Genomic DNA, 23,800 nt, shown 5'->3' on the forward strand with positions numbered 1-23,800 from the left:
AAAATATAAATGTAAATAAATGCAAATGAAAACTATTCGTATTTATATTTTAATGGGTATGCCGAGAAAATAAAATCAGACTTACAAAGACTGTCGAGTGGCAGTGCAAACGATGATGTATCGGCGAGCCTTTCGGTAAGGCGATGGCGGCGACGGCGTTGTCGGCGTCACGCCTGATCCTGCATCTGCCACCAGGCCGGTAGCAGCGCCTGTATCTCGGGCCGGGCAAAGCGATCATCGATCAACCACACGGTGCCGCGATCCTGTTCGGTGCGAATCACCCGACCGGCCGCCTGCACCACCTTCTGCATACCGGGATAAAGATAGGTGTAGTCATAGCCGGCACCGAACATGTCATCCATGCGCTGGCGCAACTGCTCGTTGACGGGATTGAGCTGCGGCAAGCCGAGCGTGGCGACAAAGGCGCCGATGAGGCGCTCGCCCGGCAGGTCGACGCCTTCGCCGAACGAGCCGCCCAGCACGGCAAACCCCACGCCGCGGCCACCGATGCTGAAACGGGCCAGGAAGTCCGCCCGCTCGGATTCGCTCATGCGGCGCGACTGACGCCAGGTAGGGATGTCGGGATGATCGCGCTCGAACTGTTGCAGCGCCTGCTGCAGGTAATCGAAGCTCGAAAAGAACGCCAGGTAGTTGCCGGGCCGCTCACCGAACTGACGCGCCATCAGTGACGAAATCGGGGCCAGCGACGCAGCCCGGCCTTGCCACCGGGTCGAGATGCCGTGCGCCACATGGACCTCGAGCTGGCTGGCGGTGAAGGGTGAGGCGACATCGACCCAGGCGGTCGTCGCCGGCAGCCCCAGCAGGTCGGCGAAGTAATGCCAGGGGCTGAGCGTGGCCGAGAACAGCGTGCTGGAATGGGCAAATTCGAAGCGTGGTCCGAGAAACGGCGCCGGCGCTACATTGCGTATGCACAGCACGGTGTTGCGCAAATCTTCCCGCGTCAGGTCGAACAGCGAATGGGGGCCGAACGACTCGGCCAGACGAGCGAAGGTCATCGCGTCGAAATAGAAATCGCGCAGCGCCGGCTCAAGCGGGACGGCGCTGTCAGTCAGGTGCTCGGTGATGCTGCTGACTGCCGTGGCGAGCGCATCGGTGAATTTTGGCGGCGGCTTTTCCAGCACCTGATAGGGCAGCGGTGCGTCCTTGCCTGCTGCGGTCCAGGCCCGGCCCAGTTTTTCCAGCGCCTTTTTCACCAGCGGCGGCGCCATCGCCTGGGCGGCGCGCAGGTCGGCCCGATCCAGCTCGGCGCTATACATGCTGCGCGCCCGCGACACCAGGTTATGAGCCTCATCGGCCAGCACGCTGACGCGCCAGTCATTGGCCTGGGCCAGGCCGTACAACATGGCGCCGCTGTCGAACCAATAGTTGTAGTCGCCCACTACCACGTCGCTCCAGCGGGTCATCTCGATGCCCAGGTAATAAGGGCAGACGCTGTGCGCCAGTCCGATCGCGCGCAGGGTGGGACGGTCGAGCAACGCTGCATCCAGGCAGGCCGCACGGGCCCCGGGCAAACGGTCGTAGAAACCCTGCGCCAATGGACAGGAGTCGCCTCGGCACATCCGGTCAGGATATTCGCAGGCCTTGTCGCGGGCAGACAATTCCAGCACCCGCAATGCCATGCCGTCATCGGCCTTCAGGGTGGCGGCGGCATCGAGCGCCAGTTGCCGCCCCGGGGTCTTGGCCGCCAGGAAAAACACCTTGTCGATGCCATGCCGGGGCGCCGCCTTGAGCGCCGGGAACAGCGTGCCCAGGGTCTTGCCGATGCCGGTCGGCGCCTGCGCCAGCAAACCGCGCCCGCTGGCATTGGCCCGGAATACCGCTTCGGCCAGTTCCCTTTGTCCGGGTCGAAAGTCGCCATGCGGAAACCGCATCGCATCCAGCGCGGCGTCGCGCGCAGCGCGGTGCGCCAGTTCCTGCTCGGCCCAGGCGTGGAAGCGATCACATTGCTCGGCGAAGAGGGTCGCCAGCTCGGCGCGCGTGCGCAGTTCGGTGAAGGCGGTTTCCTGCTGGTTGCCGATGTTGAAGTAGATCAGGGACAGGTTGACCTGCTCCAGGCCCAGCGCCTGGCACAGCAGATGGCCATACACCCGCAACTGGGCCCAGTGCAGATGGCGGTGGTTGTCAGGGATGCTGGAAAGTTGACCCCGGTAGGTCTTGACCTCTTCGAGCACATTGCCGTCGGGATCATAGCCATCGGCGCGTCCGCGCACGTGCAGCGAACCATGATCGCCTGCCAGCGGCAGCTCGCTGCGGTAGCTTTCGCCGCGCCGGGCCGCCACCACGGCGTGGCCCTGGATGCCTTGCTGGGCAGTAGGCGAAGGGGTGAAGCGCAGGTCGAGGTCGCCCTGGCGGGCGGTGAAATCACATAAGGCACGTACCGCCACCGTGAAGCGACGAGCGGGGGCCAGCGGCGGTTCGATCATGCTGCGGCCCGTTGCCATTGCAGGTAGCACACCGTGACCGGCATGTTGTGCCGGGCGCAATAGTCTATCCAGCGCAACTGGTTGTCCTGCAGGCGGTCGCCCGGGCCCTTGACCTCGATCATGCGGTAGCGTTTTTCCTGCGGCCAGAACTGGATCAGGTCGGGAAAGCCGGAACGGTTCTCGCGCACGTCCTGCAGTATCCGCTGGCACCACAGTTTCAGGTGCGCGGCGGGAATGCAATCAAGCGCCAGTTCGATGAGCTCGTGGCCGACATGGTCCCAGGCCACGAAGGGCGATTGCAGGCCGCTCTTCTGGTGGAAGGTCTGCAGGATGGCTTCACGGTAGCCGTCGTGGTCCAGCAGCGCCAGGCAATCGTCGAATTCGTCGCGGCGGCGGGCGTGGAAGTCTGCGCGGTAGAGATCGGCCGGCCCGCGATGGAATGGATGAAAGAAGGCGCCAGGGATGGCGGCGAACACGGCGCGCCAGCACAGCAGGCCGAACAAGGCATTGGCGAGCGTATTTTCGACGTAGAAGACCGGCGCCTCGTCGCGCCACAGGTGCTCCAGCACCGCGCCTTCGACGCGCAGGCCGGGGCGATCGGGCAAGGCCAGGTCGATCCGCTCGACGGGTGTGGCGCGCCTGCCTGCGATGGCGGGATGCCCCAGCTTGCGCGCCAGGCGCGGGGCGATGCGCAGCAGTTGCTGGCGCTCGGCTTCGCTTTCGGGGGCGGCACGGGCGGTTTCCAGCAGGGTGAAGGCTTGCTCGAACTTCTGGTCTTTTTCCAGCACGCGGATGGCGCGGCCACGCGCGCCCGGATGGCCGCAGGCGGCATAGACGGCGTGGGCCTGATGCCAGTCCTGCTCCTTTTCGAACGCCTGCCCGAGCTGGAACATCAGCCGTTCGCGCCGGCTATCCAGCCACGGATTACCGACGCCGCCGACCGGCATGGCCGTGGCCAGGTCCGGCAGGATAGCGGCGGCGGCCTCGCCGGCGTGGTAACGCTCCTTGCAGGCATGCAGGCGCAGGTAGTGATCGATGTCGGCCCGATGGCGAAACCCCCGTGAATCGGGTGAAAACTCGACCCGCTCATAGCGGAAGGTGCCGAGGTCGGCCAGCACGAATTCGGACCAGTCCTGGTTCAGGTTGCCGAAGAAGATCAGGCGCAGACGGTCACACAGGGGTTGTGCCAGCAGTCGCAGCGCGGTGTCGTTGGTCGCGGGCGCCCATTGCGAGAAAGCACGCGCCTCGGCGTGGGCCGGGTCCAGCCGCAGCGCATCCAGCTGTGCCGACTTGCGGGCCGATTTCAGTGGCGCTGGCAGCTGGAACGCCTGCACCAGCTCCGGTTTGAGCAGCAACGCGGCCAGTTCGTCCAGGCAGAGGGCCGGATCGTGTCCGACCCAGTGCGCGGGCAGGGCGCCGGCCGCCGCCAGCGGACAGCCTATCTCGGGATAGTCGAGCTTGCTGGCACGAAACAGGGTGCCGCGCCGCATCATCATGCGCACGAACAAGGCGCGCGCCGCTTGCGGCAAGGCGGGGAACGTGGCGATGAAGTCGGTTTCTTCGGCAATCAGGAGGTCTGCGTAGCGCTGGCTGATCCAGTCCAGCGCGCGCTGGAAGTTGGTCAGGTAATAAAAAGCGTGGGGTGGTGGTGCGAGCATCGCCAAAGCATCGATAACTGTGTTTTTGTACAGTATATCGATGTTTTACGATTGCCGCCCAAAACGGTTTGGTGGTTACGCCGTCATCACGAATTCAACCGTGACCTGCGGCGCTGGTGTAACGAACAACTGCAGCTCCGACTGCGGCCCCAACGGGCTCACGCGGCACGGCATCTGGTGCTGGCGCAGTCGGTGCAGCAACTGCTGCCACTCGGCGGCGTTGCCGACCCGTAGCGCCAGGTGGTCGATACGGGGCGATGGCCGGTCGCCGGAGCGTTCACTATCGCCTGGCGTATCGGGGCGCTCGATCAGGTGCAGCACCGGACGTTGCTCCAGATACAACCAATGCCCACGCACACCGAAGGCTGGCCGTTCGCCTTCCTGCAGGCCGGAGATGTCGACGAAGAAATTGCGCAGCGACGTGCAGTCGGGGGCCACGATGGTGACGTGATCGAGTCGCATGATGTCCTTATAACAAGCCGCCGCCATCGACATCGACCACGCTGCCGGTCATGAAGCCGTTCTGCATCAGCATCAGGTAGGCCTGCGCCAGGTCGCTGCCCTGGCCGACGCGTCCTACCGGCAGGCCGGGACCGACACGTGCGGCCATGGCGCGCCGATCGGCCTCGCTCATGTCGCCCCACATGCCGCTCTCCACCATGCCCGGACTGATGACGTTCACGCGCAGTGGTGCCAGTTCCTTGGCGAGCGTCTTGGCCATGATTTCGGTGGCGGCATTCATGCTTGCCTTGATCAGGCCGCCCGGCACCGCCTTGCGGGCCAGAAGGCCCGAGGTGAGCGTGATCGATCCGGCACGGTTGATGCTGCCGAGGGCACGCTGGGCCACGCGCATCTGGCCAAAGAACTTGATATTGAAGGCGGCGATGGCGTCGTCGATGTTCAGGTCCGACAGCCTGGCCGATGCAATCACCGGGCCGGCCGTGACCACCAGATGGTCGAACGGGCCGATGCTGTCGAACAGGGCCGCGACCGAGGCATCGTTGCCGATATCGACTTGTGTCGTGGTGATCGATGCCGGGAAGTTGGCCGATGCCTGGCGGCGTCCTGCCGCAATCACCCGCGCACCCGCCGCTGCGGCCTGTTCGGCCACTGCGCGGCCGATGCCGGACAAACCACCGATGACGACGACTGTACTGTTTTTCATGATTGCTCTCCTGTGTGATGGGTTCAGGCTGCCGCTGCTGCCGGCAGCGCGGGATAGTCGGTATAACCGCGTGCGGTGCCGCCGAACAGCGTGCTGCCGTCGAACTCGGCCAGTGGCAGGCCTGCGGTCAGGCGGCGCACGAAGTCGGGATTGGCGACAAAGGGGCGACCGAACGCCACCAGATCGGCATAACCATGTTCGAGCACCCACTCGGCGCGGGCCTTGTTGTAATTTCCGGCGACGATGATGGGGCCGGCGAAACGGGCGCGCAGTTGCTGGCGGAAGGTCTCGGTAATTTCTGGGGCGTCATCCCAGTCGGCTTCCACCAGATGCAGGTAGGCAACACCTCGTTCGTGCAGGAAAGCAGCCGCATCCAGGATGGTCGGCAGGATGTCGGGGCAATCCATGCCGCGTGCCGTCAGGAACGGCGCCAGCCGGATCGCAGTGCGCTGCGCGCCGATTTCACCGGCAACGGCATCGACCACTTCTTTCAGAAAACGTAGCCGGTTCTCGCGGCTGCCGCCGTATTCGTCATCGCGCACATTGGAGGTGGTGCGCAGGAACTGATCGATCAGGTAGCCGTTGGCGCCATGGATCTCGACCCCGTCGAATCCGGCATCCATGGCATTGCGGGCGGCATGTCGGAAGTCATTGACGATGGCGGCAATCTCGCTGCGTTCCAGTGCGCGCGGCGTCGGGCTGTCGACCATCGCGCCGATGCCGGTGGCGGCGTCGACCTTCCAGATCTGACCCTCGAACGGCACCGCGGAGGGGGCCACAGGCAATGCACCGTCGTGGAAGTCGGGATGCGACATGCGGCCTACGTGCCACAGTTGCAGGAAGATGCGGCCATCGGCCTGGTGGACTGCATCGGTGACCAGGCGCCAGCCTTGCACCTGCGCCTGGCTGTAGATGCCGGGCGTAAATGAATAGCCCTTGCCCTGCGGCGAGATCTGCGCGGCTTCGGTGACGATCAGCGCCGCTGATGCGCGCTGGGCGTAGTAGGTGGCGTTAAGAGCATTGGGCACGTCGCCCGGTTGGGTGCTGCGGGCGCGTGTCATCGGCGCCATGACGATCCGGTGTGGCAGCGGGGTGCCGCCGAGGGTCAAGGGGGCCAGCAGGGGTGAGGTCGGTTGCATGGAAGACTCCTTAAATGTGGTTGACTGGAGCCATTATGCGAATGACGCTCTGATTTGATAATTGAGCTAGTATTTGAATCATTATCAAAATAAACAAAATAATGATGATTCAAAATCTTGGAGATATCCGCTTGTTCGTCGAAGCCGCCAGCCTGGGCAGCCTCTCGGCGGCCGGGCGCAAGATGGGGCTGTCACCCGCCGCTGCGAGCGCGCGCCTGGTCAAGCTGGAAGCGCTGCTCAATACGCGGCTGTTCGAGCGCACCACGCGTCGTCTGAGGCTGACCGCCGAAGGCGCCTTGTACCTGGCGCACTGCCAGCAGGCGCTGGACGCGCTGGACGACGCCCACGCCGCTTTACAGGCGGGACGCAGTGCCGTTGGCGGCAAGCTGCGCATCGCCGCCACCTCGGATTTCGGACGCCATGTGTTGCAGGGCTGGCTGGAGGAATTCAACCGCATGCATCCGCAGATCACGCTGGCATTGATCCTGGGCGATGCGGTATCGAACCTGTTGCTGGACGATCTTGATCTGGCGATCCGCTTCGGCGTGCCGCAGAACAGTTCGATGGTGGCGCGACCGCTGGCGTCCAACCGTCGCGTGCTGTGCGCCGCGCCAGCCTACATCGCGGCGCACGGTATGCCGACGCATCCGGCCGAGCTGCCGCGTTTCGCCTGTATCGTGCTATCTAGCGCGTCGGGCATGGCCAATGAATGGCGCTTCGAGAAAGATGGCCAGCGCGAATCGTTCATCGTGCCCCCGGCCGGCGCACGCGAAACCAACGACGGCGCGGTGGCGCGCGAGTGGGCCATCAACGGCCACGGTATTGTCATGAAATCGATATGGGATATCGGCGCCGACTTGCAGGCGGGCCGGCTGCGGGTGCTCATGCCGGATTGGCGCACGCCGGATGCGCCAGTGCACGCGCTCTACCAGCGCACCCGCTACATGGCGCCACGGGTGCGCGCGTTGCTGGATTTCCTGATCGCGCGCTTCGAGCAGGCCGGCGTCGAACTGGAAGCGATCCTGCGCCAGGGTGACGGCGCTTGAATTATCAGTAGCCTGTTGCGGCGGCGAGTGCCGCGCGTGGATCAGGACCCCGTGCCTGCATTGGTCGCCACAAAGGCCAATCCTTCCTCGAACGACGACAGCACCATGTCGACCTGGGCGCTGACAGTGGCCTGGTCCATGATCTCGGCGTCGAACGGGGGGCGGATGGCGACGATCAGCGCTTGCGGCAAGCCGGCGCGCAGCTCGGCCATGACGCTCAGCCAGCGGTCGTAGGCTGTTTTCAGCGGATACACGATGAACACGATCGACACCAGTTCTGACTTGCTGGTGTCGGGCCGGTTGGCGTGATCTTCCAGGTTGATGCTGCGGGCGTCGACGCCAGTGACGCGCAGCGCATGCACCAGCAACTCGCTCAGCAGTTCGTCGCGTTCGTGCGCCAGTCCGGCGCATAGCGCCACCGACCGGCTGGGCACATCTAACGAGCCTTGCCAGCGCCCCAGCCGCGCCGTGCGCAACTGGCGCAGGTGTGCGCCGACGCTGCTGGTGAGCAGTGGCACCGACTGCCGGCGACCGAAGCGACGCGGCGTGCCCGGATCTTGCACCAGCGTTTCGATCAGGTGCAGGATCGTCAGTCGCAGGCGCGCTTCCTGCGCGGCGTCGATTTGCTGGTTGCGCAGGTCAAGCGCGGCCAGCGCCAGGCCGGGCAGCAGGATCTGGTCGCAATACTTGGCAAAATTGCTCTTGCTCAGGGTGACCCGCGCATCGCGGATGATGGCGTCGGATTCGCCTGCCAGCGCACGCTGGTAGAAGCGTTCTGCATGGCTCATGTCGGGCGCCTCGCCGAGCAGGATCGTGATCGGTTCCAGCGCCGCCACGTGACGTCCGGCCACCACCAGGCACAGCGTCAGCGGCGTCGAGAGCAGCAGGCCTACCGGCCCCCACAGGCTGCCCCAGAACAGCGCCGAGACGATCACGGCCAACGGCGACAGGCCGGAACTGTGGCCATACACCCGGGGCTCGATGAAATTGGCCAGCACCACTTCGAGTGCGGCATACACGGCCAGGAACGACAGCGGCAGCCACCAGCCGGAATCGATGGCAGCGATGAACAGGGTGACCGCCAGCCCCGAGGCCAGCGCGCCGAGATAAGGGACGAAACGCATCACCCCGCACAGCGCGCCCCACAGCACCGCATGCGGCACGCCGGCCAGCCACAGGCCGATGCCCATGGTCAGGCCGAACACGGCATTGACCACGAACTGCGAAAAGAAGAAGCGCGACACACCCTCGGCGGCGTCGCCCAGCGCCTTCATGGTGCGGCTCATTTCGGCGCGGCCCGCCAGGCGCACCACGCGCTCGCGCAGCGATTCCTGTTCGAGCAGGATGAACACCAGCAGCACCAGCACGATACCGGCTTGACCGATCGGCCCCCAGGCCAGCGAGAACAGGCGCGCCACCGCAGTGCGCACCGACATCTGCGGCGAAGAAGCCTGGACCGGTACCGGCGCGGCCTGGGCTGCCGCCACATTCTTGGCGATACGTCCCTTCGGCGTCGCCGCCACGGCCGGCGCCGGCGGTGGCGGGATGACTGCGCTCAATTGCTCTTCCAGCCTGGCAAAGGGGCGTTCCGTGAGGGTCCGCACCTGTTCCACTTTTTCCTGGATGGCGGCGCGGTACTGCGGCAGGTCGCTGGTGACGCTGGCCAGCTGGAACGCCAGCACCACCGCCAGCGACACCAGGGCTGCTGCCACCAGCAGCACCGAGACGATGGCGGCCGCCACCCGGTTCAAGCCCAGGCTGGCCAGCTTGCGCACCAGCGGCAGGATCACCAGGCTGAGAATGGTCGCCACCGCCAGCGGCGCGAGCACTTCGCGGCCGAAGTAGAGCATGGCGAGGACGCAACTGGCGCCGACCAGGGTTGCAGGCGTGAGGCGGGTGAGGACAGGATGGGTCGTGTTCATGTGCAGCGGATGAGGTTGGCGCGGCGGCGACGGCGCAGCCGTGCAGTATAACAACGGCCGTGGTCGCAGAAGCGCCTGTCAGTGGCTGCAGGCATGAAAGGTTTAGGGCATTTACACCTTGATATGCGGGAACTCGGTCGCGCCGGCCCGGATCAGTGATGACAAGCCGCCTGCCATGGCGGCCTCTGCAGAGGAGGAATTCAGATGAGTCGAACGAAAGTAAAGAGGGATTTTCCGGTTGAAGAGGTCAGGCGGTTCCTGGAGCCGGGGCCGATCGTGCTGGTCTCGTCACGCTGGCGGGGCCAGACCGACATCATGACGATGGGCTGGCATACCATGATGGAGTTCTCGCCGTCATTGGTGGGCTGCGTGATCTCATCGATCAACCATAGCTTCGATCTGATTCGAGGTAGTGGTGAATGTGTAATCAATCTGCCAACTACCGCATTGACCGATACGGTCGTGCGCATTGGCAATACGACGGGGGCCGAGATCGACAAGTTTGACCGCTTCGGGCTCACCCAACAGCCTGCCGAGCAGGTCGAGGCGCCTCTGATCGCAGAGTGTCACGCCAGTTTCGAATGCCGGATCCACGACGACGCCCTGGTCGAGCGCTATAACTTTTTCATCTTCGAAGTCGTCAAGGCCCATGTTGCGCCGTCGCCGAAGTTTCCGGTGACATTGCACTACACCGGCAATGGCGTCTTCACCACCGCCGGCAAGGCGATCAGCCGCCGCTCGCTATTCACCAAGGTTATTTGAAACCGGATCGCGTTTCCAGATACCCAGGACGACTTTGGTGAAGGAGGGCGCGAGAACCCGGTTGCCATGACCGCTCAAGTGATTTGAATCGAAATAGAGGGGTTTCCCGGAAGCGTCATAGGCAGAACAGGTCGCACCGGGGCACAGCAGTGGAAACGGGTCCCATACGGTCAGATCGGGGTAGTCGCCCTGCAACCCATTCAGCAACCGCATCTGAGGCGCCCGAAGACGCTCTAGCTGGGCGCGCTCCATCGTCAGTCCCGGGGTACAGACCGGGTTCATCTTGTTGAACCAGTCCGAGCAGCGATTCGCCGGCGCCATCAGCAGCGGCTTGGGCGCGTCGATCAGCACGTGCAACTTGGCAGCCTCCAGTCGCGTCAGCATGGCGTCGGCGGACGTTCGGGCCTTTGCCATCTGCGCCGGTGTCAGTTCGGACAACGCCTCGTTAATAACAAAATTCCTGCCCCGACGCCACTCGCTGCCGTCGAGTTCGGGCATCCGAAGAGAGGCCAGGAAGACGATGTCGCCTGGTTTGGCGCGCTGCGCGATATCGTTCAGGTCAGCCTCACGGCGCACGGCGCATCGCTGCGGATCGGGACCGATCAGGCTGACCACGCCGCACCCGCCTTTTTCGTATTCCACGACCTTGATGCCCAGCTTCAGCGATGCCAGATGGAGCATGGTGCGATAGGCGGCCGTATGGGAGTCGCCCATCACGAATATCTGTCGCCCTGCCAATAACGGCTCGTCGAGTTTGGTGATTTCTTCCTTCGGATAATGTTTGTAGGCATACCAGTCATAAGTATTGCTGGTCTGGCTCAGCGACAGGCGCTCGGCATTGTCGGACACCCAAAGCGCACCCCACCAGAGTGCGCCGACGGCGGTAAAGGCCGCAGCGGCATTGATCCAGGCGCTGCGCTGGAAAATTGACCTGCCGTTGCGGATCGGCGTTTCGATCCAATGGTAGGAGCCCGCAGCCAGCGCCACGACAATGATGGGATAAAGGAGTTGAACGCCAAGCAGCTCCAGCCCGGTGGTCCAGCGAAAAAATACGGCAACTGGCCAATGCCAGAGATAAAGAGAAAACGACAGTCTGCCGATATAAGTCGCCAAGGGCGATTGCAGGCAACGTTGCAGCAGGGATGGTGCGATATCACGCGGTATCGCAACCGCGGCAATCATCATCATCGTGCCCAGCACCGTTACCAGCGCCCACGGGAAGGGAAAATGATTACGCTCGGCGAGAAGAAATCCTGCAGCAACAAGTGCAATGCCGCACGGGAGCAACCAGCGCGCAAGCCACGGTGGTAGTGCTGACAAGCGTCCCGCATCAATCAGCTGAAAGAGCAGGGCGCCTGCCGCCAATTCCCAAAACCGGCCTGGCAGCAGGTAGAAGGCCAGGAGTGGATCGGTATGCGTCTGGACCGCGCTGATCACCAGCGACGTCAATGCCAGAACCGGTATGACGGCCCAGACCATCGGCGCTTTTTTCTTCCAGCGAAGCCAGAAAAAGTAAATCGCGGGAAAGATGACGTAAAACTGCTCTTCTACGCCCAGCGACCATGTATGCAGGTAGGGATTGAGGTCAGCCGTCGGCGAAAAGTAGGTGTCCGTGTTCCCGGCCAGCACAAAATTGCTGAGGCCGAAGAAGGCCGCCAGTCCCGTGCGATTGATCAGTTCGCTGAGCCAGAATTGCGGCATGACCATCGCCGACACGACGAAGCTGGTACTGAGCACGACCAGCAGCGCCGGCAGGATGCGCAGGAAACGTCGGCGATAGAAATCCCTCAGGTACTCGAAGAAGACGACATCGCCCCGGTGGGAAAGGGACTGGCTGATGACGTATCCGGAGACCACGAAGAACATGTCGACGCCGGTGAAGCCACCCGGGAGAACCTTCAGAAAGTCGACATGAAAGACAATCACGGCGATAACGGCAATGGCGCGCAGGCCGTCGATCGCTGGGATGTAGGCAGGAAAAGGTTGACGCACTGTTTGTTTTTACCCTGGGTTCGGTTCAGTTGCTGACGGCAGTCACGAGGCAATGCCGAAGAATCTGATGATTGACAGGTGGCATCTGATCCGTCTTGTCGGAACGATGTCATCGGGATTGACGAGCGTTGCTGGTGTTGTCGAAGCGTTGATGCGTTCTGACTGAGAGACTTTCCAGCACAGGGCGAACGCGGCTCTTCGAGATCCGATCTTACCTATCAGCAGAAAAATAGCTTTAGGAATTTTCTGATTTCTTTATTGCTCAATGAAATACTGGCTTTTCCTTGGTGAGTCACGGAGTGCCTGGGGGCCTGGCCGAGAGCAAGGGCGGTGATGTCATCCCCGGGGATAGTTTTCCTTCAAGGCCTGGATTGCATTAATATTTCCATCTCGCCTGTCGGGCGGGGTGCCGATTCTCTTATTCGATGACACAATCCACGCCATGAAATTACTTACGGTTTTGCTGGCCGTCCTGCTGGCCGCCTGTGCCACGGCAAACGCGCAGGTGGTCCTGAACGACCTTTCTTCGCAGCCGGAAGGTCGTATTTACTTCAATAGCCTCAGTCCCAAGAACAAGTTCCAGCTGGTGCACCGCAAGTACGACACAAGACCGACGATGGTCTCGGGCGTGTTGACGATGCCGCCTGGCGCCAAGGGGCGGGTGCCGGCGATGATCATCGCGCACGGCTCTTCCGGCATCACGCCCAAGTTGTTCGAACGCTGGACCAAGCTGTTCAACGACATGGGGATGGCGGCCTTCGTGGTGGACTCCTTTAGCGGTCGTGGCATCGTCAGCACCATGAACGACCAGAACCAGGTCGGTGTATCGGTCCACGAGGCGGATGCCTTGATGGCGTTGCGCCTGCTCGCCACTGACCCGCGCATCGACGCCAGCCGCATCGGGCTGATCGGTTTTTCCCGTGGCGGCAAGGTCGCCATGGAGATGGTGATGGAATCCTTTCGCAAGGGAATCATCGACGACGACCTGAAATTCGCAGCGCTGGTCAGTTTCTACCCCGGCTGCACCCAGGTCTGGTGGGAAAAACCGGCGCCAGCGCTGACCGGCACGCCGCTGATGATGGCCTTGGGCGCCAAGGATGACTACACGCCGGCCAGGCAATGCCAGGATTTCGTGCCCATCATGGAGCGGGATGGGCAATCGGTGGAGTTGCATGTCTACCCGGACTCTTACCATAACTTCGACGACAGCCAGACCCATTTCGGCTACCACGCCGCCGCGACTACCCCGCGCCATTGCACGCCGTCCATGCTGGACATGAAAAACGATGCCTATTACCGTCTCGACACCGGCGAGCGTTATCCGGATTCACGTGTCATCCAGGCAGAGTTCAAGCATTGCCTGGAACGCGGCGTGTCCACCGGCGCCAATCCGTCGCAGGGAAGGCGTGCGGTGGAGGATGTCCGGCGTTTCCTGGCGGCGGCCTTTCATCTGGGTTGATGTTAGGAATTAATCAGGCAAGGTCATGACAGGTTGCGACCAACCGGTGCTATGGGCGTGACCGCATATCGCGATAAACTGTCGAGCTATTCCCGAATTGAAAGCTTTTCCTATGAAATTGCGGTCGCGCCTGGCATTCATGGCTTTGCTCGCCCTGGTTCCGCTCTTGATATTTGCGGCCTTCGCTGCAAAGCGGCTGAGCGACGGCACACGGGAGAATGCGATAAGGGCGATGAAGGAGACCGCCAACGTCACGGCGTCGATCGTTGATCGCGAACTGCAAGGGGCATTGTCGGCGGTCCTCGTCTTGTCGCGCTCGCCGCTGCTCCTCGACGAGAAATTCGAGCAGTTCTACGATCAGGCGCTATCCAGCGCATCCGGCGCCAACGGATGGGTGATCCTGTATTCGCCGGATGGCCGGCAGTGGCTCAACACCCGCTTGCCCTATGGCGCGCCACTGCTGGTGCGCCCCTCGCCGGAGGAGTTGCAGCACATCATCTCTGCCAGCGAAATCCATATCTCCGGGATGGTCTGGTCGCCGGCGCTCAAGAAACATGTCATCTTCATCGATGTCCCGGTCAAGACCCGCAGCGGAAAGAGTTATGTCCTGTCGCAAGCCGTCTATTCGGACCATTTCGGCCTGGCCTTCAAGGAAAGGGATATTCCGGCATCATGGGTAGTCGGGATTTTCGACAAGAACGGGATCACGATCGGGCGCAGCGTCAATGGCGACGAATTTGTCGGGAAGAGGGCGAACCCCGACACGCTGGCGGCGATCAGGTCGCCCTCCGACAGCATGCTCAAGCATACGATTCGCGGCAATATCCACGTCTATGATGTGATTACTCATTCGGATTTATCCGGCTGGGGTGTGGCCGTAGGCGTCCCGGTGGATGAGATCGACCGTCAGGTGAGGGAAGCCGGTTACATCGCCACCGGGGGCCTGTTGCTGGCGGTAATTGCCGCATTGATCGGCGCCGGCGTGGTAGGGCGGCGGCTGGCAAGCTCGATAGAAAACGCTGCGACCGCGGCCGAGATGCTGGGCAAAAGCGAAGCCTTGCCGACGATGCGCCCATCGGGCACCCACGAAATCGATAATTTGCAAGAGGCCATCGTGAGCGCGGCCAGGAAGTTGAAAGACGCAGAGGCAAGAAACATCGAGTTGCTCGAATCGGAGCGGACGGCACGACAGGTGGCAGAGATCGAGAACAAGCGCAAGGACGAATTCCTTGCCATGCTCGGGCATGAGTTGAGAAACCCGTTGTCCGCGATCACCAGCGCGATCTCGTTATTACGATTGCGGGTAGGCGATGATCCAGCCGTGCGGCGTCCGGCCGATGTCATTCACCGCCAGAGCGAACACCTGCGTTCGCTGTTGAACGATCTGCTCGAACTCAGCCGCGTCATCTACGGCAAGGTGCAGCTTGAACTGCAGCCGACCGACCTGGGTGCGCTGGTCACCGCTTCCATCCAGAACATGATGGATACGGCACGGCTCTCCAGGCATACATTTTCGTTTAGTACCGAGTCGGTCTTCGTCAATATCGATCGCACCCGGATGGAGCAGATATTCAGCAACCTGATCGACAATGCCGTCAAATACACGGACGAAGGCGGTTCGATCCGGGTATCGGTAACGATCCAGGATGACCTGGCCGTGTTGCGCGTCGCGGATAAGGGCGTCGGGATCGGTCCTGATCTGTTGCCCTATGTCTTCGATATTTTTGTTCAGGGTGATAACACGCTGGCCCGCACCAAGGGCGGAATGGGCATCGGATTGAGCCTGATCCACAAGCTCGTCTCGCTGCACGGCGGAACAGTCAGCGTTCAGTCCGAGGGCGCTGGCAAGGGAAGCGTGTTCGAGGTGCGGTTGCCTTTGTTAGTCAGCGACGCATTCGCGCCGGCCAGGAATGTGCTCGAACCAGAGTCGCCCCTGCAAGGTTGTAAGGTGCTGCTGGTAGAGGATCAGGACGATCTGCGCGAGATGGGCCACATTCTGCTAACGGAACTGGGCCTGGATATGCGGTCGGCCGCTAATGGCAGGGAGGCGCTCGCGCTGGCAGCGGCGCACCAGCCAGCGGTGGCGATCATCGATATCGGTTTGCCCGACATGAGCGGCTATGAGCTGGCGGCGGCATTAAGAAGTGCGCCACAAACTGCTTCCATGCGCCTGATTGCGTTATCGGGATACGGCCTTGCCGAAGATAAGGCGCGGGCTGCCGCCGCAGGTTTCGATCTTCATCTGACCAAACCATTATCGTTGGACGACCTGACGCAATACCTGGCTTCGTTAAGCGCATAAGTTCCGGCGCGGCGGGCAGAAGTTATTCGTTAGATGGCGTCAGAGCTCGATGCGATGCGCCGGCTGCGCCCAGAAAGCAGGGGGCGGGATGTCGCCCATGCCGGCGCCGACGTTGTCGATCATGTATTGCACCTTGGCGGTGCCGGGAATGGCACACGTCAGCGCAGGGTTGGCCAACACGAACTTCAGCAGGATCTGCGCCCAGCTGGCGGCGCCAATCTCGTTGGCCCAGGGTGGCAGCGGCTGCTTTCGCAATCCGCTGAATAGGCTGCCGCCGCCAAAGGGGCGATTGGCGATGACGGCAATACCGCGGTCGGCGGCAATCGGCAGGATGGCTTTTTCTGCCTCCCGTTCACCCAGCGAATAATTGATCTGCACGAAATCGATGGCTTCGCTCTTCATCACGCGCGCCACTTCGTCATAGGCCGACGAGGTGTAATGCGTAATGCCGATGTAGCGGATCACGCCCCGTTGCTTCAAGTCGCGCAGTGTCGCCAGTTGCGTACGCCAATCCTGCAAGTTATGGATTTGCAGCAGATCGATGGTGGATGACTGCAGCAATGACAAGGACCGGTTGATCTGGGCAATCCCGGCCTGTTTGCCGGTGGTCCAGACCTTGGTGGCGAGGAAGGCCTTGTTGCGCTCGCCGGCGGCGGCTAGCAGTTCGCCTGTCGTCTGTTCGGCCCGGCCGTACATGGGCGAACTGTCGAGCACCGAGCCACCCGCTTCGAACAAGGGCGTCAACACCCCGCCCAGCTCTTGATAGGCAGGGCTGCCGGGCGCCACATCAAATCCGATGTAGGTGCCGCAGCCGATGACCGGCAGCAGTTCTCCGGTCGATGGAATACTGCGTTTTTGCATGGTGGTAGACATGGTTTTGGTTTGTGCGAGGACAGTCGGCGCCATCGTTGGCAACGCCAGGGCCAGGCCGGCCCGAAGAAGCCTTGAGCGCATGGTGTTTGCGGGCAATCCAGACTCTGTCATTTCGAGCTCTTTCGATCACGGGTCAATGGCAGGGATACTACACAGATTTTCCCACCTGGCGTCGCGCCAGCGACCAGCCCGTCCATGCCTGTAAATCTGCCTGGTCGCTTCAGGAATTGCGATGCCAGCAAATGGAAGAGCTGGTGAATCCATATCTGAATCACAGGACCTTGCATTCCATTAGTGCTCGGCTATAGTAAATTTGCCGGTCCTTAACGTAACCGGCACCCTGCACCAAGACTCCCTTGGCGCACCCAAGCCCTCGGTCCTTCCCCCAATGCAGTGGGGGACCGAGGGCGCTCCATTTACAGGTCCGATGATTATCGCAGGGCCCTGATTGGGGGCGACTGGAACAGTGAAAGTGTGAGAAGGTAGGGCGTGCAACACGCCCTTTCAGATTATTGCGACAGCTACTGCCTCTTTGCATCAGGGTCTGATTGCATAGCAGGTCGAGAAGAATCAGGTTCGTCCCGTCTCATTTGACTGGCTACATCACTTCTTTCAACTATCGGAGTTTCCCATGTTGCCTGCAGACACTTCCCCCACGGTTTTTAGCAGCGAAGAGAATGAAAGCCTTTCTGCGCGTTCTGCCGAATATTCGCGGGGCCTTAACGGTGCTGGCGAAGTCAACAGGTTTCATCACGCCAAAGGTCGTGACTTGAACTGGACGCAGTCAGGCTTGCGTGATTTCTTCCTGTACGCCGATCCGGGAATCAGGGAAGCGACGGGCAATCGCCTTGATGTCCATCTGGTTCGTGCCAACGAGGCACCGGAACACGGTACGGGCTGGCATCGCCACCGACTTGGCTTTCATGCCATCTACATGGTGAGCGGTTTTGCCCGGTTCATGTATGAAGGCAAGCAGACGCTGGTCGAAACAGGCGACTTCGTCAACATGCCGCCCGGCATTTCGCACTATCTGTATGACTACAGTCCGGATATGTGTTTTCTGGAGATCGCCATGGCGGGGACGGAGGACGGGATGATTCCGGAAGAAGATGTCGAGCCATTTTGCGACACGCCTGCGCCGGCACCGTGGACGAATGGTGCCAAGCGCCCGGAATGAAGACTCGGCCCTGGTTACTTGATTTCTACCAGCGTGCCTTTGCGTCGCGATGACTTTCCATCGGGCAAAAAGATGTTGGTATAAGCCACGCCGTTTCGGAAATCATCAACGTGCACCACATATTGGCCTGGTCGACGCGACCAGTAGATCATGTAGACATCATTGCCGATGGGTGTAACGTCGATGTCGACGGTCGCCGTGTTCTTGCCATCGGGGGAGGTGAAGACCATTTGCCGCGCCGACTTGAAATCGAGACGGAATTTCTGGTCGCCGAAATCGACGTTATAGGATTTGCCAACCGCTGAAAACTCAGCATCTGTCGCCTGGACGACTGCGTGGGGGTCATTGTCCTGAGCAACTGCTGACAGACTGGTCAAGCCGAGTGTTGCGCCTAACAGTATTGTGGCGAAGCTGGCGGTAAGTGCTTTTTTTCTGTTCATTGATTTGACGGGTGGTAGTGATAGAGGAGTTGACGCCCAGGCAGCGGATATCGGGGTGCTTTTCGTTGATTTCGCCGCTGGATCACCTAGGTTTCCAAAGGAAACTGAGGTAGATTTATACGCCCGTTGGTCCATCAGCAAAAGAACGCACTTTTAGGGAACCAGGTATCCACGACGATACTGACTAGCGACAATGAACACACCGCTTTTTGCCTACAACATCTATGACAGTCGTTGCCCGACGCGCGATCTGCTGGCGCGGCTTGCCGACAAGTGGGTACTACTGGTAATGGATAAACTGGAAAATGGCCCGATGCGTTTCAATACGCTGCGTCGGGAGATCATGGGGATCACACAGAAGATGCTGACCCAGACATTACGCAAGCTGGAGCGCGATGGTTTGATCGAACGTACGGTCTTCCAGACCATGCCGGTGACGGTCGAATACCGGCTGACGGCGCTGGCCACCACGTTGATCGAGACAGTAACTGTTTTGGCCCATTGGGCAGAGTCGAATATGGACGCTGTTGCTGCTGCCCAGACGGCCTATGATAGTGCGAATCCAAGTCTGAATCTGCAGTCGCTCCCATGAAGTGGGGCGCTGCAAACGAATTGGTTCAATTGATGTATTTCCGGACATCGCTGGTGCTGCTGGCGTTGGTGCTGTCTGGCCTGGCACACGCCGACCAGGTTTATGCAGACCTGTCGTCCCAGCCGACTGGCGTGATCCATTTTAATAGTGCCAACCCGAAGAGCAAGTGGGACCTTGTTCACCGGCGATATGGTGCCGAGCGCACCGCCATCTGGGGCACCTTGTCCATGCCGGCCAACGCGCAGGGAAGGGTGCCTGCGATGGTGATTTCTCACGGTTCCAATGGTGTCAGCAAGAAGCTGTTCGAGCGCTGGGCCAAGGTATTCAACGACATGGGAATTGCGGCCTTCGTGGTGGATTCGTTTGCGCCACGGGGCGTCAACGGCACCATGGAAGACCAGACCTCGCTGAGCCCGGCGGTCAACGACGTCGATGCCCTGTTCGCGTTGAAGCTGCTGGCCACCGACCCGCGCATCGATGCCCGGCGCATCGGCATGATCGGTTTTTCACGCGGCGGCACGGTGGCATTGGAAATGGCCATGGAGTCGTTCCGCAGGGGCGTTATCGACGACGACCTCAGGTTTGCGGCATTGATCGCCTTCTATCCCGGATGCTCGCAGATCTGGTGGGAGGTCCCGGCACCGGCGCTGACCGGTGCGCCGCTGATGCTGGCCTTAGGCGAGAAGGACGATTACACGCCGGCCCGGTTATGCCTCAATTTCGTACCGCGCATGCAGCATGCGGGCCAGGCGGTGGAGGTCCATGTCTATCCGGATTCGTATCACGACTTCGACAATACGGAAGCCTATTTCAAGTACCACGCCGGCGCTACGTCGGCCAACAGATGCCCGCAGGTCTTGTTCGACAGCCAGCACGGAACCTATTATCGATTGGCTGGCGGCGAACAGTATCCGTCGCTCAAGTCAGTCCAGGATGAACTCAAGACCTGCCTGATCCGGGGTGTTTCCAGCGGCGCCAACCTGCAACAGGGCGCACGATCGGTCGAGGACGTCAAGGTTTTCCTGGGAAAGGCGTTCCAGCTTCAGTAGCCTGTGCACGGATAGCTCCGGGGGTTCAGGCGTTTGGGGATTTCCTTAGCCGGGCGTCCTTGCATCCAGTATCCGAGTTCTTGGTGATAGCCATAACGTCTGTTGGGATAAAGCATTTGTGTTCTCATTTTGCGCTAACAACGATAAGGGTCGGGAGGCATGAAATTTTTTCCTGACGGGAAATGTGTAATGCCATTTGATTTAGTGGGATTACGTAATCTTGGTAGTTTTTGGAATTCTTGCGCCGCCGTTTTTGCTTTCTTCCAAGTTGGATCAGCGTTTCATGCTTTATGCGCTCCTATGGTATTGCATCAATAAAGAAGAACGTTGCTGCGTAGTTTTTAGGTCGAAGAGCAACGCAGGTATGTGCCGTACTTTCCCCGAACAGCCCAGGAAGATTAACAATTATGTAAGCGCATTTTTTAATTAAAGTTATACTTTTCCCGACCGTCCCATCACCATCAGATCAACAAACTTACTCGAATGGAAGCGATACACAATGCTCGATGACTATCTGAACGATCACGCCCGTATTCTGTTTGACCGTCTTTCGGAAGCGGATCGTCAATGGGCTCAATTAGTCATTGAAGTGCTTCGGCTGCATTATCCGATGGCCGATCATTGGACCACTGGTGGGCCTGAGTTAAATTACATCGATATCAGGGTTGGACAGAAACTGCATGGGAAGAGCAAGGGACGTCCTGTTATGTACCTCAAAGGCGAGGGGCTGGTTTCGCTGATCGTGAATCACCGCTTACTGCCGGCAGGTGCTGACAACAGCCTGGCAAGCGCAGCAGCACCGGAGGCGGAGCAGATTGGAGCATGGCTCGACACCCTCAAGTTGAGTGATGCGGGTCGTAAGCGCCTGGACGGCACAGGTTCGAATCCCATCGACTATAACGAAGCCGATAACGTTCCTGATGAAGATGAGATTGACGACAGGGCAAGCTATCGAAAACAAGCCCCACAGCCTTTGAACCTGATTCTGTACGGGCCGCCCGGAACCGGAAAAACCTACAGGACCATACTCGAGGCCCTGAGGGTCATAGAAGGCAACCCGGATCCGCAAGGTGATTTCATTGCCCAAAAAGCCAGATTCGATGCTTTTCGCAACGAAGGGCGGATTGCCTTCGTCACGTTTCACCAAAGTTTCAGCTATGAAGACTTCATCGAAGGCATCCGGGCCGATACAACCGATGGGCAACTGAGTTACATGCTGCGTGACGGCATTTTCAAACGAATGGCCATCACTGCAATGTACAGGCCAGGTCAGGCTGGAGCAGGAAAAGCTGAACTCGGCTTTGATGAACTTTACGATGCATTCCTGGAAGAGGTCAGGGCCGGCTTGCCGTACGCGTTCAAAGGTATACAGGGTGGCGACATGAAAATTCATTCGGTCAATCCACGCGGCACTTTTGCAGTCGTTCATCCGGGGCGAGCGAAGAAGCACAGCATATCTCGCAAGCGCCTGAAGGCCTTAGTCCAACGCTATCCAGATCTTGCCGAGCTCGAGCGGCAACCTTCATCCAGCGCCGCCATTGTCGATGTCATCGGTGGAGCCAATGTCACCGCTTACTGGGGCGTACTCAAGAGCCTATTGAAATTCAAAGAGAAATCAGGGGCAGAGTTACTTGACGAAGGCGAAGTATTGGCCCCCGACGAAGAGACCGATTACGAACAGATCAAACAACGCGTACTTGGGGGCGACAAGTTGGCCCCCAATGGCAAGCCCTATGTGATCATCATTGACGAGATCAACAGAGCAAACATGTCTCGCGTTTTTGGAGAGCTCATCACATTGATCGAACCCAGCAAGAGGGCGGGACGTGTGGAAACAACGGAGGTTATGCTTCCCTATTCTAATGACAGGTTCAGTGTGCCTTCGAATCTGTACATCATTGGCACCATGAATACGGCTGATCGTTCCCTGGCCGTGGTCGATACCGCCTTGCGGCGCCGCTTCGATTTTATCGAGATGATGCCTGAGCCGGAACTGATAAAAAGGAAGAGCATCGGCGATATCGATCTCGTCAAAATGCTGCGGGTGATCAACCAGCGCATCGAATATCTATACGATCGAGAGCACACGATCGGGCACTCCTTCTTCATGGAGTTGAACGAGGAATCTTCGCTCGATGATCTGGCGCGCATCTTCAGGAACAATGTGCTTCCTCTCCTTGAAGAATACTTTTTCGAAGACTGGGAGAAAATCAGCAAAGTGCTCGGCAATGCCAGGATATATGAGCCGCAGTCATCGAGCGATCTCGGATTTTCTCATGGCGGAAAAGTATATCGGCGCAACCTCGACAAGTTACGCCATACGGCAACTTACCGGGCTATCTATGGCAGCGCCGAAGAGACGTTGACGAAAGCAGCGGACGACCCTGATGCGTGATCTGTATCTGCGCGAATTCGGCCTGCTTGTTCAAGGAAGCATCGAAGGAAACAGCGTCGATGTATGCGGCATTTCCAGTGATGAGGCCTGGTCCTTTCTGGAGGCGCTCGCCTATTCGGATGAAAAGAATGATCGTTTCATCGAAGTAGCCCGATATGGTGGGAGAAAAGCCCTCCGCGTCAAGAACTTCATCGGTGTAATTGCCGCGCCCGATGGTACGCAAATCGAAATTCTCCCCAAGACTTCGGAAGATGCCCAGGATATCGGTGACACCCGCGAGCTGCTGTGGAAGATGCTTGATGCGGTAGAGGACCTCAAGTTGCTGGAAACAACGGATGCCAACCTGATGTTGCGTACCATGCCCCTGACCGAGGCACTTGCGTCGATCTTTCTGAAGCAAGTAGGTGCCTTGGTGCGCAAAGGTATCCGCAGGGACTATGAGCGAGTGCAGGACGAGGAGCAATTTTTGCGGGGACGTCTGCAGGTTATGCGGCAGATCATGCAATCCCCGGGGCGTCAACATTTGTTTCGGATCGAATACGATTTATTTTCGGACAACCGCGCGGAAAACAGGTTGATTCACGCTGCGCTGGTGAAAGTGGCCGCCAGTTGCAACGCGCCGCAGAACCAGAGATGGGCGCGCGAACTGCGTCACGGGTTCGAAAGCGTGCCATTGTCATATGATTATCCATCGGACTTCGCTCAATGGAAAACCGATCGGGCAATGATTCACTATCAAGCCTTGTTGCCTTGGCTGCGTCTGATTCTCAACCAGCAATGCCCTTTCTCGCTCAAGGATTCTCATCGCGGAATATCGTTCCTGTTTCCGATGGAGACCTTATTCGAAAAGTACGTGACAGAGATGCTTGGACGCCAGTTGGCGTCTGGTGATGTCCGGCTCCATAAGCAGGTACGCAGCCGCTACCTGTCAGACGCGCCTCAGGCTTTCCAGCTCAAGCCCGATCTCGCGCTGAAAAAGGATCAACAATGGTTGCGGGTCATGGACACCAAATGGAAACTCATCGACAGCGCCGCTGTGTACGCAGATGGCAAGGAGGACCTCAAGGCCGGCATTTCTCAGGCGGATGTCTACCAGCTATTTGCCTACGGCCACAAGTACATGAACGGCAAGGGAAGGCTGGTGCTGATTTACCCCAGATGGTCCGGATTTTCTGAACCGCTCAAGGAATTCCGGCTTGGCGAGGGATTGTTCCTTGACGTCATTCCATTCGATCTGAAGTCGGACGGCAGTCGCTTTGTCGATCTGCTTCTTACGCCGTCCCTCGATGGCCGGGGTCTTATTGCAGCGGCACCCTTATCTCCAACAGGATCGACGAATACCGCCCCTGGCTGACATTGAGTATCGTCCGATATGCCCGACAGGT

Annotated in this window: 18 protein-coding genes; 9 read left to right on the top strand and 9 right to left on the bottom strand. The window is 59.9% G+C overall.

Translation table 11 applies throughout. The features are described 5' to 3' along the window. Nucleotides 1-167: 167 nt before the first annotated feature. The 5 genes from LBW87_RS06280 to LBW87_RS06300 all read right to left on the bottom strand — a co-directional run bounded on the left by LBW87_RS06280 (nucleotide 168) and on the right by LBW87_RS06300 (nucleotide 6,406). Entirely contained in the window at nucleotides 168-2,444 is a 2,277-nt protein-coding gene (locus LBW87_RS06280) for an ATP-dependent DNA helicase (RefSeq protein WP_225200590.1), read from the bottom strand. After that, nucleotides 2,441-4,102 carry a VRR-NUC domain-containing protein gene (locus LBW87_RS06285; protein ID WP_225200591.1) on the bottom strand — a complete coding sequence of 554 codons (1,662 nt, stop codon included), beginning with the start codon at nucleotides 4,100-4,102 and terminating at the stop codon, nucleotides 2,441-2,443. Before LBW87_RS06285 ends, LBW87_RS06280 begins: the two co-directional genes overlap by 4 nt. A gap of 75 nt (nucleotides 4,103-4,177) precedes the next feature. Beyond that, nucleotides 4,178-4,564, bottom strand: coding sequence for an extradiol dioxygenase (locus LBW87_RS06290; RefSeq protein ID WP_225200592.1), 387 nt, complete (start codon nucleotides 4,562-4,564; stop codon nucleotides 4,178-4,180). A gap of 7 nt (nucleotides 4,565-4,571) precedes the next feature. After that, a complete protein-coding gene (locus tag LBW87_RS06295) occupies nucleotides 4,572-5,267 on the bottom strand; it encodes an SDR family oxidoreductase (protein WP_225200593.1) in 696 nt (231 codons plus the stop codon). A 23-nt stretch (nucleotides 5,268-5,290) separates the two neighbouring features. Further along, nucleotides 5,291-6,406 (bottom strand): alkene reductase, encoded by a 1,116-nt coding sequence (locus tag LBW87_RS06300; RefSeq protein WP_225200594.1) that lies wholly within the window; start codon nucleotides 6,404-6,406, stop codon nucleotides 5,291-5,293. A gap of 107 nt (nucleotides 6,407-6,513) precedes the next feature. Between LBW87_RS06300 and LBW87_RS06305 the strand changes: the two genes are divergently transcribed. Next, nucleotides 6,514-7,452 carry a LysR family transcriptional regulator gene (locus tag LBW87_RS06305; protein ID WP_225200879.1) on the top strand — a complete coding sequence of 313 codons (939 nt, stop codon included), beginning with the start codon at nucleotides 6,514-6,516 and terminating at the stop codon, nucleotides 7,450-7,452. Nucleotides 7,453-7,493: 41 nt separating this feature from the next. Here LBW87_RS06305 and LBW87_RS06310 read toward each other — a convergent pair whose 3' ends face one another. Next, a complete protein-coding gene (locus tag LBW87_RS06310; protein WP_225200595.1) occupies nucleotides 7,494-9,374 on the bottom strand; it encodes an AI-2E family transporter in 1,881 nt (626 codons plus the stop codon). A 204-nt stretch (nucleotides 9,375-9,578) separates the two neighbouring features. Between LBW87_RS06310 and LBW87_RS06315 the strand changes: the two genes are divergently transcribed. Next, entirely contained in the window at nucleotides 9,579-10,136 is a 558-nt protein-coding gene (locus LBW87_RS06315) for a flavin reductase family protein (protein WP_225200596.1), read from the top strand. Here LBW87_RS06315 and LBW87_RS23980 read toward each other — a convergent pair. Continuing rightward, nucleotides 10,116-12,128: an acyltransferase family protein gene (locus tag LBW87_RS23980; protein WP_225200597.1), complete on the bottom strand. Its 2,013-nt coding sequence runs from the start codon at nucleotides 12,126-12,128 to the stop codon at nucleotides 10,116-10,118. The genes LBW87_RS06315 and LBW87_RS23980 overlap by 21 nt on opposite strands. A gap of 442 nt (nucleotides 12,129-12,570) precedes the next feature. Here LBW87_RS23980 and LBW87_RS06325 point away from each other — a divergent pair, with 442 nt between their 5' ends. Together LBW87_RS06325 and LBW87_RS06330 are read left to right on the top strand one after the other, a co-directional pair. Next, nucleotides 12,571-13,587: a dienelactone hydrolase family protein gene (locus LBW87_RS06325; protein WP_225200598.1), complete on the top strand. Its 1,017-nt coding sequence runs from the start codon at nucleotides 12,571-12,573 to the stop codon at nucleotides 13,585-13,587. 139 nt (nucleotides 13,588-13,726) lie between these two features. Then, entirely contained in the window at nucleotides 13,727-15,889 is a 2,163-nt protein-coding gene (locus LBW87_RS06330; protein ID WP_225200599.1) for a hybrid sensor histidine kinase/response regulator, read from the top strand. Between the two features lie 39 nt (nucleotides 15,890-15,928). Here LBW87_RS06330 and LBW87_RS06335 read toward each other — a convergent pair whose 3' ends face one another. After that, complete coding sequence (locus LBW87_RS06335) at nucleotides 15,929-16,873, bottom strand: aldo/keto reductase (RefSeq protein ID WP_413927619.1); 945 nt, start codon at nucleotides 16,871-16,873, stop codon at nucleotides 15,929-15,931. Nucleotides 16,874-17,393: 520 nt separating this feature from the next. Here LBW87_RS06335 and LBW87_RS06340 point away from each other — a divergent pair. Further along, nucleotides 17,394-17,939 (top strand): cupin domain-containing protein, encoded by a 546-nt coding sequence (locus LBW87_RS06340; protein WP_225200600.1) that lies wholly within the window; start codon nucleotides 17,394-17,396, stop codon nucleotides 17,937-17,939. Nucleotides 17,940-17,953: 14 nt separating this feature from the next. Here the strand turns inward: LBW87_RS06340 and LBW87_RS06345 are convergent, their stop codons facing one another. Beyond that, nucleotides 17,954-18,379, bottom strand: coding sequence for a MoaF-related domain-containing protein (locus LBW87_RS06345; protein ID WP_225200601.1), 426 nt, complete (start codon nucleotides 18,377-18,379; stop codon nucleotides 17,954-17,956). Nucleotides 18,380-18,572: 193 nt separating this feature from the next. Between LBW87_RS06345 and LBW87_RS06350 the strand changes: the two genes are divergently transcribed. The 4 genes from LBW87_RS06350 (at nucleotide 18,573) to LBW87_RS06365 (ending at nucleotide 23,769) form a co-directional block, all read left to right on the top strand. Further along, on the top strand, nucleotides 18,573-18,971 hold the full coding sequence (locus tag LBW87_RS06350) for a winged helix-turn-helix transcriptional regulator (protein WP_225200602.1): 399 nt from the start codon (nucleotides 18,573-18,575) through the stop codon (nucleotides 18,969-18,971). Then, entirely contained in the window at nucleotides 18,968-20,020 is a 1,053-nt protein-coding gene (locus LBW87_RS06355) for a dienelactone hydrolase family protein (RefSeq protein ID WP_225200603.1), read from the top strand. Before LBW87_RS06350 ends, LBW87_RS06355 begins: the two co-directional genes overlap by 4 nt. A 499-nt stretch (nucleotides 20,021-20,519) precedes the next feature. Then, entirely contained in the window at nucleotides 20,520-22,415 is a 1,896-nt protein-coding gene (locus LBW87_RS06360) for an McrB family protein (protein WP_225200604.1), read from the top strand. Next, the gene (locus LBW87_RS06365; protein ID WP_225200605.1) at nucleotides 22,408-23,769 is read left to right on the top strand and encodes an McrC family protein; all 1,362 of its coding nucleotides are present in this window, start codon (nucleotides 22,408-22,410) and stop codon (nucleotides 23,767-23,769) included. The genes LBW87_RS06360 and LBW87_RS06365 overlap by 8 nt, the downstream gene beginning before the upstream one ends. The last annotated feature ends 31 nt before the right edge of the window (nucleotides 23,770-23,800 follow it).

It is taken from the genome of Herbaspirillum sp. alder98 (genome assembly GCF_020179755.1).
In the GTDB taxonomy this organism is placed as follows: domain Bacteria; phylum Pseudomonadota; class Gammaproteobacteria; order Burkholderiales; family Burkholderiaceae_D; genus Herbaspirillum.

Excerpts from the sequence above, each read along its gene's own strand:
- LBW87_RS06280 (WP_225200590.1), bottom strand. The coding sequence starts at position 2,444 with ATGATCGAACCGCCGCTGGCCCCCGCTCGTCGCTTCACGGTGGCGGTA.
- LBW87_RS06285 (WP_225200591.1), bottom strand. The coding sequence starts at position 4,102 with ATGCTCGCACCACCACCCCACGCTTTTTATTACCTGACCAACTTCCAG.
- LBW87_RS06290 (WP_225200592.1), bottom strand. The coding sequence starts at position 4,564 with ATGCGACTCGATCACGTCACCATCGTGGCCCCCGACTGCACGTCGCTG.
- LBW87_RS06295 (WP_225200593.1), bottom strand. The coding sequence starts at position 5,267 with ATGAAAAACAGTACAGTCGTCGTCATCGGTGGTTTGTCCGGCATCGGC.
- LBW87_RS06300 (WP_225200594.1), bottom strand. The coding sequence starts at position 6,406 with ATGCAACCGACCTCACCCCTGCTGGCCCCCTTGACCCTCGGCGGCACC.
- LBW87_RS06310 (WP_225200595.1), bottom strand. The coding sequence starts at position 9,374 with ATGAACACGACCCATCCTGTCCTCACCCGCCTCACGCCTGCAACCCTG.
- LBW87_RS06315 (WP_225200596.1), top strand. The coding sequence starts at position 9,579 with ATGAGTCGAACGAAAGTAAAGAGGGATTTTCCGGTTGAAGAGGTCAGG.
- LBW87_RS06325 (WP_225200598.1), top strand. The coding sequence starts at position 12,571 with ATGAAATTACTTACGGTTTTGCTGGCCGTCCTGCTGGCCGCCTGTGCC.
- LBW87_RS06330 (WP_225200599.1), top strand. The coding sequence starts at position 13,727 with ATGGCTTTGCTCGCCCTGGTTCCGCTCTTGATATTTGCGGCCTTCGCT.
- LBW87_RS06335 (WP_413927619.1), bottom strand. The coding sequence starts at position 16,873 with ATGACAGAGTCTGGATTGCCCGCAAACACCATGCGCTCAAGGCTTCTT.
- LBW87_RS06340 (WP_225200600.1), top strand. The coding sequence starts at position 17,394 with ATGTTGCCTGCAGACACTTCCCCCACGGTTTTTAGCAGCGAAGAGAAT.
- LBW87_RS06345 (WP_225200601.1), bottom strand. The coding sequence starts at position 18,379 with ATGAACAGAAAAAAAGCACTTACCGCCAGCTTCGCCACAATACTGTTA.
- LBW87_RS06350 (WP_225200602.1), top strand. The coding sequence starts at position 18,573 with ATGAACACACCGCTTTTTGCCTACAACATCTATGACAGTCGTTGCCCG.
- LBW87_RS06355 (WP_225200603.1), top strand. The coding sequence starts at position 18,968 with ATGAAGTGGGGCGCTGCAAACGAATTGGTTCAATTGATGTATTTCCGG.
- LBW87_RS06360 (WP_225200604.1), top strand. The coding sequence starts at position 20,520 with ATGCTCGATGACTATCTGAACGATCACGCCCGTATTCTGTTTGACCGT.
- LBW87_RS06365 (WP_225200605.1), top strand. The coding sequence starts at position 22,408 with ATGCGTGATCTGTATCTGCGCGAATTCGGCCTGCTTGTTCAAGGAAGC.